Genomic DNA, 12,169 nt, shown 5'->3' with positions numbered 1-12,169 from the left:
GCGGCAGGGTGACGTGGCGGAGGGGTGACGTGGTGGACGGGTTCTCAGCTGTCGTCGCTGTCCGACGACTCGCTGTCCGACGACCCGCTGCCGGACGACTCGCCCTCAGTTGGGGTTCCGCCCTCCGGCCCCGCGCCGCCTTCCGGTGGTTCTCCGCCCTGGCCGCCGCCTTCGCCTCCGGGTGCCGCACCGCCGGTCGGTTCGGTGTCGGTGTCGACGGGCACGTCGAGGGAGGCCACGTAGCCGGAGTCGGTGTCGCCGCTGATCGTGGCGATCTGGTGTTCTCCTCCGTCGTCGCCGAAGACGTTGTCATCATCGAGGCTGATGTTCGCGAGGTTCTTCGCCGACCCGTCGTAGGCATCGAGTTCGAACACGGCGTTGCAGGCGTCCTCGGGCATGGCCATCTGCGAGGTGGCGATGGCGTTGTCGGCATCGGTGATGGAGTCGACGTCGGGGTAGACCTCGAAGTGGATGTGCGTCCACCGGCCCGAATAGCAGGCGGGGAAGACGGAGGTGAAGGTGACCTCTCCCTTGGAGTCGGCGACCTGCACGCCGCGCAGCCAGGTCGCATCCTCGACCCCGTCGGAGTACATCGAGTAGCGGCCCTGAGCGTCGCAGTGCCAAGCGTAGACGGCCACACCTTCGAAGGCCTGGTTGTCACCCGCCATATCGGTGACCTTGAGGGTGAAGGTCAGCGGCACCCCGTCGACGGTGTCGGTGCCGTCGATGTTCGAGCGGATGTCCGAGCGCACGATTCCTGACTCTTCGAGTATGTCGGGCCCGTTGGAGCCGTCTGCCGGGTACGGACCGGCCGTTTCGTCGGGGATCTCGGTGACCGACCCGCTGCTGCTCGAGCTCGTCGATCCGGAGGTGCAGGCGGCCAGGGCCATAGTGCCGACGCCGGCGCCGACGAGTCCGAGGACTCCGCGCCGGCTGAAGAGAGTGCGGATGTCGAACGAGGCGCCTTGATCGACGACTTCCTCACCGGGGCGGTCGAGGAGCCTGCCTTCATAGGCGGGTCCGTCGGGCGTCTGGTCGGGTTCGGGTACACGAGCCATGAGCTGTCCTTCCTTCGATGATGTGATGACACCATCGTGGTGACCGGCTCTGGCGTGGGACTGTGGTGTTCCTATGTCGGGGCTGAGGATGCTCAGACGGGTGGTGTTCCGTCCCACCAGTCGAGGACCCGAGTCGCCTGCAGCGTCACCCATTTCGAGGGTTCTCCCGGCGGCACATCGACGTCGAACCAGACATCACCGTCGAGGCGGTGGTCCTGATTCCAGGTCCCGTCAGCGGATCGTCGATTCCGGACCAACTCCACAGCCTCCGCCATCCGCGGATCCGGTGCGAGACCGTCGAGCATCCGCGCCTCACGGAAATGATCGAGCGCCGGAAGGATGCCGTAGAACCACCGCCGGGGATGGAACAGCGCCAGGGCACGGCCGTCGAAGGGTTCACCGGTGCCTCGGCGGCGGAACAGGTCACGGGAGAGGAGGTACTCCTCTCCCCCTGCCCTAGCGTGCTGAACGCGGGCCCTGTCTCCGGTGACCTTCTCATAATCGAGGAGGGCGACGAGAGCGTTGAGGGTGGAGTGGAAGGACGCAACCTCCGCCCCTTCGACCCATTCGCAGTTCCACCCGCCGTCGGGCAGCTGATGGTCGAGGAACCAGTCGACGAGGCTGTCGACGTCGGCACCCAGCCACAGTCCGTTCGACAGCGTCCACGAATTGATGCACACGTCGACCTCGCCGCCCCAGTAGGGCAGATCCTCGTATTCCCATCGTGCTGACTGCAGCTTCTCCGCCGTTCCCTCCAGCGCCGAGGCGGCCGCTCCCCATTCGCGCAGGTCCTTGAGCGCCCACGTCGTCGCTGTCCAGGGCTGCGAACGGTCATCGTCGAAGGCGAAGTCCGCGGGGAAGAACGCTCCGCCGGCCCATTGTCCGTCGGCGTCCTGGCGGGACAGAAGTTCGGCCCCGAATCCCTCGTGGACGACTCTCGCTCGGGTGGCCTGCCAGGTCGCCTCGTCGGCGCCGAGCAGGTCGCGTTCGACCTGCCATCTCAGCGCCGGATCGGAGTCAAGCAGCCAGTCTGACAGTTGTGTATCGATCATCGCTGATCCCCCACCCTGGTCGAACGGTTCCTTCGAGGATAGGCGCCGAGGCGGCCCTTGACTACGTTTCGAACACAGGGTGGTCCATGGCGATCTGTGCGCTCTTCGCCGTCGGCGGAAGGATGAGCGCTCCGCTCAGTCGCGCAGTGACCGCTCCCAGGCCAGGGTCGCCAGCGCCGCTGCCTGGTCGGGGAGGTGAGCATCATCGAACTGGACTTCCGGCGAGTGATTCGTCGCAGCGGTCGCCGGATCGACGCCTTCCGGTGACACGAAGAAGAAGACGAAGGCTCCCGGCACCTGTTCGAGCACGTACGAGAAGTCTTCGGATCCCATGACCGGGTTCGGTGCTTCGACGACGCGTTCGGCGCCGAAGCGTTCGGTCAGGGTCGTCAGCGCGAACTCGGCTTCGTGACCGTCGTTGATCGTCACTGGGTACTGTTCGTTCCAGACCACCTCGGCGGTGCAGCCGTGGGCGGCGGCAATCGACTCGGCCAGTCGGGTCGCACGTTCCGGGAACTTCCGCGTCGTCTCCGCAGACAGCGTGCGCACCGAAGCGCCGAGCTTCGCCGAGGCGGGAATGACGTTGACGGCGTCTCCTGCTTCCAGCTGAGTCACCTCGGCGACGATGGGGTCGAAGACGCTGAACGATCCCGTGATCATCGAATACAGCGCCTGCCCGAACTCGAGAATCGGACGGACGGGGTCGACGGAGTCCTCCGGTCGAGAGCTGTGACCGCCCTTGCCGTGCATCGTCACATGCAGAGTGTTCGCTCCGGCCATGACCGTGCCCGGTCGGGTGACGAACGTTCCCGGCGCTCCGGGGGCGACGTGGATCGCGTAGGCCGCATCGGGAGTCTGGCCGATGGCTTCGAACATCCCCTCGTCGAGCATGATCTTCGCCCCGCCCATACCTTCCTCTCCCGGCTGGAACATGAAGGCCACGGTCCCGCGCAGCTCGGCCTGATGGGCGGCGAGCAGCTTCGCGGCACCGACCAGTCCGGAGACATGGAGGTCGTGTCCGCAGGCGTGCATGTTGCCGTTGGCCGAGGCGAAGTCGAGTCCGGTGCTCTCGACCACGGGGAGGGCATCCATGTCCCCGCGCAGCAGAACCGTTGGTCCGGGCTGACCTCCGCGCAGGACCGCGACGATCGAACTGAGGTCTTTGCCGAGGGTGATGTCGAGCGGCAGTCCCTCGAGGGCTGCGAGGATCTGCTTCTGCGTGTACGGCAGTTCGAGCCCGATCTCGGGGTTGCGGTGGAGGTCGCGGCGCAGTTCGCGCAGTTCTGTGCTCAGGCTCGCGGACTCTGCGGTGAAGTCGATCGTCATGGTGGTGTCCTTCTGTCGTTGGTGTCCGTCGACCGAGTCGGTCGCGGAGGTTGTACGTGCCGTCCGAACGACGGCGTTCATGGTGTCGGGAACAGCATCTCGACGAGGTGGCCGAGCATCACCCTATCTGCGCGAGACAGGGGTATGCCGAGTCCTGTGAGCTGCGGTGGAAGGTCGGGTGCACTCGCGTCCTCGTCGACGCCCGCGTCGGGGTCGGGTATCGGAGGCAGCGAACTGGCCAGATCCGGGTTCGGCCTGCGCAGATGATGATCGGTGTGCGACTGGAAGAGCTCGCCGACCGACAGAACAAGATCTTCTCCTCTCGGGCACGTCGTTCCCGAGGCTGTCGGTCGTGCGCCGGACCCGACGAATTGCAGCGACAACGGCAGACCCAGTGAGTCGAAGCCCATCGGGACGGCGAGTGCCGGATTTCCGGTGGCGCAGAAGGCCGCGGTCAGGTTCCAGTCGTCCTGAGGGGTTCCGCCTTCGAACACGTAGGGCGGTGCGGACGACGGCCACGTCGGCAGCGCCAGGACGGCACCCCTGTCGAGGAGACTCTCGAGTCGCCCGCGCAGCTCTGCGGCTGAACGAAGTGCCGCAGCGTAGGCTCTGTCGGACACCAGTGCACCGGCGAGCGCGAGGCGACGGAAGGACCGACCGTAGTCGTTCCAGCGCGAGACCAGCCGCTCACGGTGGACGTCGTACATCTCGCGGAGCATGATCGTCAGAGTCGCCGTGATGAGGTCGTCGAGGTAGGGCAGGTCCGCTGATCCGAGGTCGAGTCCCAGCGTCCCGAGTGTACGCAGCCCGTCGTCGAAGGCGGCGGCCACCCCGGCGGAGATCCGCGGTGAGCCGATGATGTGCCTCGGAACGAGCACCCGTGTCGGCAGTTCCCGCGGTGAGGACCCGACAGGCACTCCGCGCATCACTTCGAGCAGCAGACGGCAGTCCTCGGCGCTTCTGGCCATCGGACCGACGATGTCGAGGCTCGGGGCCGCGGGCATGATGCCCTTCATCGGCAGCGAGCCGGCCGTCGGCCGCAGTCCCGTGACTCCGCAGTAGGCGGCGGGTATTCGGCAGCTGCCGGAGGTGTCGGTCCCCAGTCCGGCCGAGATGATTCCGAGACTGATCGCGATCGCGGTTCCGCAGCTCGATCCCCCAGGCCAACGGGTCGGATCCCAAGGGTTGCGGGGAAGCGGGAATCCGAGCGCAGGATCCGGCCGGCCGGCAGCGTGTTCGACCATCGTCGTCGTACACGCAATCACTCCCCCGGCCTCACGCAGTCGGGCGACGACCTCGGCGTCACGGCCTCGGTGGAAATCTCGATCGAAGACTCGACTCTGGGAGCTCGGGACCGCCTCGGCGACGGCGATGTTCGCTTTGATCCCCAGCGACATACCGGAGAGAGGTCCGCTGCTGTCCCCGCTCGTGTCGATCGCCGATTCGTCGAAGCGTTCGAGGATGGCGCCGAATCTGTCGTTCACTGTGCCAGCAGAGGCCGGACGGGTGCCGAGTCGAACCACGCTGCTGTGTCCTTGACCACTGCACCGCCTTGCACAACGGCCTTGACGTTGTCCGGTGTCGCCAGCGGAGTGATGTCCTCGAGCGGGTCGAAGTCGATGATGATGAGGTCCGCGAGCTTGCCCTCTTCCAGGGTTCCCAGATCGGAGTCGAGGCGGAGCAGTTCGGCGGCGTTCTTCGTTCCTGCGACGATCGCCTGCATCGGGCTCAATCCGAGCTCGACCGCGTGGACGGGCTCGCGCAGGTTCTCACCGTGCGGGCACACCCCGGAGTCGGTGCCGAGCGCGACCTTGACCCCGGCCGCCAGTGCGGCGGCGACGCGTTCACGGGCAATGGCCGACCACTTCACCTTCTTCTCGTACAGGTAGCCGGGAACCGCTGCCGGGTCGGGGACGCGCAGGGCGCTGCTGAGAGTCGGGACGAGGAAGGTGCCGTGCTCGAGCATCAGCTCGATGCCCTCGTCGTCGATGCCGTAGCCGTGTTCGACCGACCTCACTCCGCCGCGGATGGCGGCTTTGATGCCTTCGGCGCCCTGCGCATGTGCGGCGACCGGCTGGCCGGCACGTTTTGCGGTTTCGGCGACGATGAGCCGCACGTGTTCTTCGGGGACACCGATGTCGTCTGGTGTGTCAGAAGGACTGGACACTCCTCCGGTCGTGCAGACCTTGATGACGTCGGCACCGCCGCGGATGAGGAGGCGGATCGTCCGCCGCACATCGTCGTCGGTGTCGATGATCGGATTGACCGGCATGTGCATCGGCACTGCACGCCCGTTGGGCATCGTGAAATCCGTGTGCCCACCGGTCGGTGACAGTGGTGCGAGTGCGAGATGGGTGCGCGGGCCCTGGATGAGTCCGGCCGCGATCGCGTCGCGGTAGCCGCGGTCGATTCCGCCGAGGTCGCGGGCTGTGGTCACTCCTGCCATGAGCGTCTTCCGGGCGTTGAGCGCTGACCTGAAGGTGCGTTCCGACTCGAAGCGGGCCGCGTCGGCGGGTTGGTCCTCGATCGACATGCCCAAGTGGACATGGGCGTCGATGAACCCGGGCAGAATTGTTCTGCCTTCCAGCGCAACGAGCGTGGCGTCGGCTGGAGCGGTCTCACGTGCCGGTCCCGCATAGGTCACGCGGCCGTCCCTGACCTCGACCTCGGCATCGGTGATCGGAGCGTTGCCGGTGCCGTCGATGAGGGTGGCTCCGCGCAGCACCAGGTGATCTGCGCCGGGAATGGTGGAGGGAAGCTGTGCAGTGGACATGGGGTTCCTTTCGCGGTGGAGCAATGGGCAGATCGGTCAGGGACCGACGGGATCTGATGGCTCTTCAGACGCCTTCGCGCGTCTGGTCTGCCGCGGTGTCGGTGGCGGAGGCGGGTCCCTCCGTGTTGCTCTCGGGACGGATCAGCGCGAGAAGCACCGGGCAGAGACCGGTAGCTGCGGCGCAGATCACCCAGATGGAGATGTATCCTCCTGGAGGCTCCGGCCTCGGGAATGACGAACATCCCGAGGATGAGCGCGAACACGGCTCCGGCCAGTGCGCCGCCGAGTGTCTTCACGGAGTTGTACACACCGGTGGCGATACCTGTCTCGTCGGCGGGCGAGGCCTCGGTGGTCGCGCACGGAGTCGAGCAGAGGCAGGTAGTAGCCCTGCAGGAATCCACTGGAGAATTCGACGAAGACGAGAAAGCCGACGACGGCGAGGATTCTCTTGTTCGATCTGGTGGCGAGTGTCGGATCGGGGATGGTCATTGAGGTCCTTTCACGGGGTATCGGGTCAGTGCGGCGACGACCTCGTCACAACAGCACCGGATCTCATCGGCCGGTCGTCGACGAGCGGCCGACGAGCGAACACACGAGACTGCGGTAGGTGTCCCTGAGCGCGGCATCGTCGGTGCGACTGGCGTCGGGCTTGAGAGTGATGCGGAAGAGGGTGAAACCAGCGAGAGTGTCGATGATGAGGTCGTGATCGAGTTCGTCACTCATCTGGCCGCGGTCGACGGCCCTGGAGAGGATTTCTCGTCCCATGGCATGGCGAACCATCATGAATGACTCCGAGATGATCGGAATGACGTCCATGTTGAACATAGCCAACAGCAATCCGTTGTTCTTCGCGTCGTCCTTCGACCGGCGAAAATTCTCAAGATTCTGCCATGCGTGCTCGACGAGGTCATCCACCACGTCACCGGTGTCCGGCAGTTCACCGAGTGTGAGTCCATCGACGAGGGCCGCCGCGACGAGTTCGGGTTTCGTCGGCCACCGTCGGTAGATCGTCGTCTTGCCGCACCCCACGGCCGAGGCGATCTTCTCGATGTTGAGATTCACGAATCCGTGTTCCTCAAGCTGAGATCGCACGGCCGCGAGAACACGTCGGGTCAGATCATCATCGAGGGGCCGACCCTTCATTGTGCTCTCGGTCATATTCAGAGCATTGCATACGTCACATCTATTACGCAACACAACGTATCGTTTCGTAATTCGTCCTGTGAAATCGAAGATGTGCACATGGGCCTCAAGGCGGCCGAAGGTGTGCGTACTGGCCGCAAAGGAGTATCAAAGCGCGCTGACTGCGCAACCGAAGACGAGACGAGGCCACCCAGAACTCGGTCACTCCCCAGGGCGCCGGGCACGGACACCCGGTACCTGTCGATCAAGCCGCAGCGCGTCTGTCGACCCGCGCACCATTCGATATGCGCGCGCCCGCTTGATCGAGGTCGGAGTCCGGTTCTTGGGCATGAAAATAGCCCCTCACCGAGATCGAATCTCAGGTGAGGGGCCTGTCGGTAGCGGGAGGGGGACTCGATCCCCCGACCTCACGATTATGAGTCGTGCGCTCTAACCAGCTGAGCTACCCCGCCCCAGCGCCGCATTTGAGGCGGCACGAGAGCCCCGAAAGGGAATCGAACCCTTGACCTTCTCCTTACCATGGAGATGCTCTGCCGACTGAGCTATCGGGGCAACAGGTAAGAATTTACACGGGTTTGCGCGGCCGGGGCAAATCGGGATTCGGTGACCTCACTCACAAGCACCGAAAGCGGCAGGATCGGTCGGCGACGGTGCCCACATCACCCGTTGCCGCGCAGTACAGCCGCCCTACTTCACCGGGTCGAATCGTCCCGCCAGGAACCCCTGCAGGCGGCCCGGATGATTGGTGATGATCCCATCGACCTCAGCATCGAGGAGTTCCCGCCATTCGTTCATCTCATCCGCGGTCCAGACGAACACGCCGAGGTCGTTGTCCCGGATCTCCGTGACCACGGACTTCCGCACCGAGAATCCCCTGTACGAGGGATTGATCGCCACCGCTCCGAGCTCACGGGCGACCTCGATGTCCTCGGGCTTGGGCACCATCCGCAGCAGGAAGCGGGCGACCATCGGAAGCATGTCACGGCAGGTCTCCAACGTGACGGTGTTGAAGGACTGCACCACCATCCGATCCGCGATTCCTGTCTCGACGACCAGTTCGGAGATCCTGGCCACCGCACCCGATGACCACTCCCCCTTGAGTTCGAGGAGGAGTTCACCACCTCGGTGCTGGATCGATTGCATCACTGCCGACAGCGTCGGAACCCGCACACCGGTGAACCCGGGCCCCATCCAGGACCCTGCGTCGACGAAGGAGAGCTCCTCGGCGGTGAGGTTGACGACCGGCCCTTTGCGATTCGTCGTCCGGTCGAGATCGGGGTCGTGGAGGATCACCGGCACGCCGTCGGCACTCGTCGAGGTGTCGACCTCGATGAAGTCGACCCCGAGCGCACGGGCGGCATCGACAGCGGCGAGGCTGTTCTCCGGCACCACCGCCGAATAGCCTCGGTGAGCGATCACCAGGGGTCGACTGCCCGAACCAGGGCGTTCGACCATGCCGCGTTCGTGGAGGAACTGCATGAAACTCATGCCTCCACCCTATGCCCTGACCTCGATGACCGCCGCCCCGATGGGGAGGGGTCAGGTCCCGCCTATCAGGAAATCTCACCGAAACCTCCAAGCACGGCTCCTGGCGTAGTATCTTGTGATCCGGTTCACTTTCCAAATTTAAGGACCATCCATGGAAGCCATCTTCGCCGCCGCCATCGTTCTCGCCTTCATCGCCCTGGGCGAATTGATCTCGATCTGGTCGAAAGCACGCATACCCAGCCTGCTCGTGGCGATGCTCGGCATCTTCGTCTTCGCGAAGATCGGCATCGTCCCCGACTCCGTCGTCGACGACTCGATGCTCGTGCAGATCTACACGATCCTCGTCGCCCCGCTGCTGTTCCACATGGGCACGCTCATCCCGCTGCGCGTGATGCTCAAACAGTGGCGCTCGGTGATCATCGCGGTGTCCGGCATGCTCGTGGCCGTCCTGCTCATCCTCGCGGTCGTCGCCCCGCTCTTCGGATTCGAGACCTTCGTCGCCGGTTCCGGCCCACTGGCCGGAGGCATCGTCGCCACCAGCCTGACGACCGAGGGGCTGACGGCCCACGGAGCCGCCTCGTCGATCATCGTGCTCCCGGCACTCGTGCTCATGCTCCAGTCCCTGCCGTCGATGCCGATGACGAACTTCCTGCTCCGCCGGTACGCCACGAAGCTGCGCGACAGCGGCGAACTCAACGATCTCGCCGCCGCTCACCATGAAGACGAGGCCGAGGCCGCGCAGAAGAAGAAGCTCATCACCCTGCCGTCCTTCCTCATCGACAACCAGCTGTTCATGCTCTTCCTCATCCTCGTCGGCGGATCGATCGCCACCCTCATCGAGATCCCCACGCACATCCCATCCTCGATCGTCGCTCTCCTCCTCGGTATTCTCGCCACAGCGATCGGCCTCTCACCGGATAAGGCGATGGAGAGATCGAACTCGTTCGGCATCGCCATGGCCGGCGTCATCGCCATCGTCATGGCCCCGCTCGTCACCGCCTCGGTGCAGGACGTCATCAACGCCTTCCTGCCGACCATCTCGATCCTCATCGTCGGCGGCGCCGGCATCGTCATCGGCGGTTTCGTCGCCACGAAGCTGCTGCGGTGGAAGGCACCGCTGGGCATGTCGGTGGCGCTGACGGCAATGTACGGCTTCCCCGCCGACTACCTGCTCACCAACGAGGTGGCCCGTTCCATCGCCCGTGACGACGAGGAGAAGGAAGCCCTGCTCAACGTCATGCTTCCGCCGATGCTCGTCGGCGGCTTCACCTCGGTGTCGGCAGGATCCGTCGTCATCGCCAGCGTCCTCGTGAGCCTGCTGTGAGCGCGGCGCACAGCGGCACCCGGAACCTCCTCGCCGAGGGCGGAGCCCTGCTGTCTGAACTCCAGGATCTGCGGCGTGCACTCCACACGATGCCGGAGATCGGCCTCGACCTGCCCCGGACCCAGGCTGCCGTCCTCGAGGCCCTGGCCGGTCTCGATCTCGAGGTGACCACGGGCGAGAGCACCACCTCGGTGGTCGCCGTCCTGCGCGGCTCGCATCCGAACAGGCCCGTCGATGCTCCCGCCGTGCTCCTGCGCGGAGACATGGACGCGCTGCCCGTGGCGGAGGAGACGGACGAGCCGTTCGCCTCGACGAACGGAAACATGCACGCCTGCGGCCACGACCTGCACACCGCAGGTCTCGTCGGAGCCGCACGGCTCCTCCACAGCCACCGGCATGAGCTGGCCGGGGACGTCGTCTTCATGTTCCAGCCCGGGGAGGAGGGCTACAACGGTGCGTCGGTGATGATCGACGAAGGTGTGCTCGATGCCGCCGGTACGCGGGCGATCGCCGCGTTCGGAGTCCACGTGCTTCCGCTCGCTCGCGGGGTCGTCGCGACCCGCCCCGGAACTCTGCAGGCGGGTTCGAACACGCTGCGGGTGACCATCCACGGACGCGGCGGACACGGGTCTCAGCCGCAGACCGCCGTCGACCCGGTGCCGGCTCTGGCCGAACTCGTCACGGCGCTGCAGAACATGGTCAGCCGCCGCATCGACGTCTTCGACCCCATCGCGATGTCGGTGACCCAATTGCGCGCCTCGGACGCGATCAACGTCATCCCCGCCTCGGCGAGCCTGGGGGCGACCGTCCGCACGCTCTCCGACGAATCCCTCGACATCGTCCGCACCCGGTCGAAGCAGCTCGCCGACGGCATCGCCGCGGCCCACGGCTGCACCGCCGAGGTGGATTTCGACGTCCAATACCCCGTCACCGTCAACGACATCGACGAGACCGGGTGGGCGGTGGACGAACTCCGGGGCCTCCTCGGCGAGGACCGGGTGGACCTTCTGGAACAGCCGATCATGCCGAGTGAGGACTTCTCGTTCGTCCTCCGCGAGGTGCCGGGCACGTATCTCATGCTCGGGGCCGAGCGCACGGACGTTCCCGCCGACCGACAGGGCAACAACCACTCCCCCTTCGTCATCTTCGACGATTCGGTGCTCGGCGATCAGGCGGCTCTCCTGGCGCACCTTGCTATCGAGAGACTGGCGCAGGAGACGCTGACGTCGTAGCGCCGAGGCGGTGGCCGCGGTCGTGTGCCTCACGTCGCGGTCGCCCACCGGAAGCTCCCTCTCACCCTCACATCGAACCGTCCGTCACCGTCTCACCTGCGGAAGAAGTGCCACCACCGCCGAGGTGACCCACCGGACCCAGCGTCACCGTCGGCCGCTTCCGGGACACCGTCCGTCGCTTCCGGGCCACCGTCCGTGGGCGGTCGGCCTCTCAAGGGCGGGGCAACCTCGGCGCCGTCGGTCTTCATGGTTCGGTGGCTGCGTCGCAGCCGCCACGCGCTGACTTCCTTCTCCACGTCTCGCGGAGGGGTGAAGACGGGCGGGCCCTCGCGCAGATCCATCACCGCTTCGCGGACACGGGCGTTGAACCCTGCGAGGTAGTCGCGAACGTCGGATTCGCTGGTGAAGGCGTCGATGGTGTCTTCGAGGACGGCGTTCTCCTTGCGCAGCTGGAATGCGGCAGGCGCGACGCCGTTGATGCCTTCGTTGTCCATCTTCTGCTTGATCCACCAGTCGGGATCGGAGGACCCGTGCAGGCCGGTCAGCGGCTTGCCGAGGCCGGGCAGATCGTCGAAATCCCCGCGCTTGATGGCCTTGTCGAGGGCGGATTCGACCACGGCGTTGCGGTCCTCGAGCGAATTCAGACGCCGAGGCGACCCTTCGTCAGTCGGATCCTCACTCATCGTCTCGCCTCTCCTCACACCCGCGCACCGCGCGATGTCCCTCAACGCTAGGGGTCCGGTTCGGTCGTGGCAACCGCGGGCCGCGAGAAT

At 65.6% G+C, this 12,169-nt stretch carries 11 protein-coding genes and 2 tRNA genes; 3 read left to right on the top strand and 10 right to left on the bottom strand.

The genetic code is table 11. The features are described 5' to 3' along the window. Window positions 1–44: 44 nt before the first annotated feature. From J9314_RS05955 to J9314_RS05935, 5 genes are all read right to left on the bottom strand, one after another. Complete coding sequence (locus J9314_RS05955; RefSeq protein WP_210604950.1) at window positions 45–1,058, bottom strand: intradiol ring-cleavage dioxygenase; 1,014 nt, start codon at window positions 1,056–1,058, stop codon at window positions 45–47. Between the two features lie 92 nt (window positions 1,059–1,150). Continuing rightward, window positions 1,151–2,110, bottom strand: coding sequence for a squalene cyclase (locus J9314_RS05950; RefSeq protein ID WP_210604949.1), 960 nt, complete (start codon window positions 2,108–2,110; stop codon window positions 1,151–1,153). Window positions 2,111–2,245: 135 nt separating this feature from the next. Further along, window positions 2,246–3,436 carry a M20 metallopeptidase family protein gene (locus tag J9314_RS05945; RefSeq protein WP_210604948.1) on the bottom strand — a complete coding sequence of 397 codons (1,191 nt, stop codon included), beginning with the start codon at window positions 3,434–3,436 and terminating at the stop codon, window positions 2,246–2,248. Window positions 3,437–3,513: 77 nt separating this feature from the next. Beyond that, a complete protein-coding gene (locus J9314_RS05940; protein ID WP_210604947.1) occupies window positions 3,514–4,920 on the bottom strand; it encodes an amidase in 1,407 nt (468 codons plus the stop codon). Beyond that, window positions 4,917–6,209: a metal-dependent hydrolase family protein gene (locus J9314_RS05935; protein ID WP_210604946.1), complete on the bottom strand. Its 1,293-nt coding sequence runs from the start codon at window positions 6,207–6,209 to the stop codon at window positions 4,917–4,919. The genes J9314_RS05940 and J9314_RS05935 overlap by 4 nt, the downstream gene beginning before the upstream one ends. A gap of 249 nt (window positions 6,210–6,458) precedes the next feature. Here J9314_RS05935 and J9314_RS05930 point away from each other — a divergent pair, with 249 nt between their 5' ends. Further along, window positions 6,459–6,701 carry a hypothetical protein gene (locus tag J9314_RS05930; protein ID WP_210604945.1) on the top strand — a complete coding sequence of 81 codons (243 nt, stop codon included), beginning with the start codon at window positions 6,459–6,461 and terminating at the stop codon, window positions 6,699–6,701. Window positions 6,702–6,761: 60 nt separating this feature from the next. Here the strand turns inward: J9314_RS05930 and J9314_RS05925 are convergent, their stop codons facing one another. The 4 genes from J9314_RS05925 to J9314_RS05910 form a co-directional block, all read right to left on the bottom strand. Further along, window positions 6,762–7,352 (bottom strand): TetR/AcrR family transcriptional regulator, encoded by a 591-nt coding sequence (locus J9314_RS05925; protein WP_281412381.1) that lies wholly within the window; start codon window positions 7,350–7,352, stop codon window positions 6,762–6,764. 378 nt (window positions 7,353–7,730) lie between these two features. Continuing rightward, window positions 7,731–7,804, bottom strand: a tRNA-Met gene (locus J9314_RS05920). 27 nt (window positions 7,805–7,831) lie between these two features. Continuing rightward, a tRNA-Thr gene (locus J9314_RS05915) sits at window positions 7,832–7,904 on the bottom strand. Between the two features lie 135 nt (window positions 7,905–8,039). Further along, window positions 8,040–8,840 (bottom strand): glycerophosphodiester phosphodiesterase, encoded by an 801-nt coding sequence (locus tag J9314_RS05910; protein ID WP_210604944.1) that lies wholly within the window; start codon window positions 8,838–8,840, stop codon window positions 8,040–8,042. 151 nt (window positions 8,841–8,991) lie between these two features. Here J9314_RS05910 and J9314_RS05905 point away from each other — a divergent pair, with 151 nt between their 5' ends. Next, window positions 8,992–10,164 (top strand): hypothetical protein, encoded by a 1,173-nt coding sequence (locus tag J9314_RS05905; protein ID WP_181274786.1) that lies wholly within the window; start codon window positions 8,992–8,994, stop codon window positions 10,162–10,164. Further along, entirely contained in the window at window positions 10,161–11,396 is a 1,236-nt protein-coding gene (locus tag J9314_RS05900; protein ID WP_246490634.1) for a M20 metallopeptidase family protein, read from the top strand. Before J9314_RS05905 ends, J9314_RS05900 begins: the two co-directional genes overlap by 4 nt. A 92-nt stretch (window positions 11,397–11,488) precedes the next feature. Here the strand turns inward: J9314_RS05900 and J9314_RS05895 are convergent, their stop codons facing one another. Then, window positions 11,489–12,079, bottom strand: coding sequence for a DnaJ family domain-containing protein (locus J9314_RS05895; RefSeq protein WP_210604943.1), 591 nt, complete (start codon window positions 12,077–12,079; stop codon window positions 11,489–11,491). Between the last annotated feature and the right edge of the window lie 90 nt (window positions 12,080–12,169).

Origin of the sequence: Brevibacterium oceani, assembly GCF_017948325.1 — a bacterium.
Taxonomy (GTDB): Bacteria; Actinomycetota; Actinomycetes; order Actinomycetales; family Brevibacteriaceae; genus Brevibacterium; species Brevibacterium oceani.
This window is presented reverse-complemented; position numbering and strand designations above follow the sequence as displayed.

Bases quoted from the DNA above. Each gene is read 5' to 3' on its own strand.
- J9314_RS05955 (WP_210604950.1), bottom strand. From the start codon at position 1,058: ATGGCTCGTGTACCCGAACCCGACCAGACGCCCGACGGACCCGCCTAT.
- J9314_RS05950 (WP_210604949.1), bottom strand. From the start codon at position 2,110: ATGATCGATACACAACTGTCAGACTGGCTGCTTGACTCCGATCCGGCG.
- J9314_RS05945 (WP_210604948.1), bottom strand. From the start codon at position 3,436: ATGACGATCGACTTCACCGCAGAGTCCGCGAGCCTGAGCACAGAACTG.
- J9314_RS05935 (WP_210604946.1), bottom strand. From the start codon at position 6,209: ATGTCCACTGCACAGCTTCCCTCCACCATTCCCGGCGCAGATCACCTG.
- J9314_RS05930 (WP_210604945.1), top strand. From the start codon at position 6,459: ATGAGCGCGAACACGGCTCCGGCCAGTGCGCCGCCGAGTGTCTTCACG.
- J9314_RS05925 (WP_281412381.1), bottom strand. From the start codon at position 7,352: ATGAAGGGTCGGCCCCTCGATGATGATCTGACCCGACGTGTTCTCGCG.
- J9314_RS05910 (WP_210604944.1), bottom strand. From the start codon at position 8,840: ATGAGTTTCATGCAGTTCCTCCACGAACGCGGCATGGTCGAACGCCCT.
- J9314_RS05905 (WP_181274786.1), top strand. From the start codon at position 8,992: ATGGAAGCCATCTTCGCCGCCGCCATCGTTCTCGCCTTCATCGCCCTG.
- J9314_RS05895 (WP_210604943.1), bottom strand. From the start codon at position 12,079: ATGAGTGAGGATCCGACTGACGAAGGGTCGCCTCGGCGTCTGAATTCG.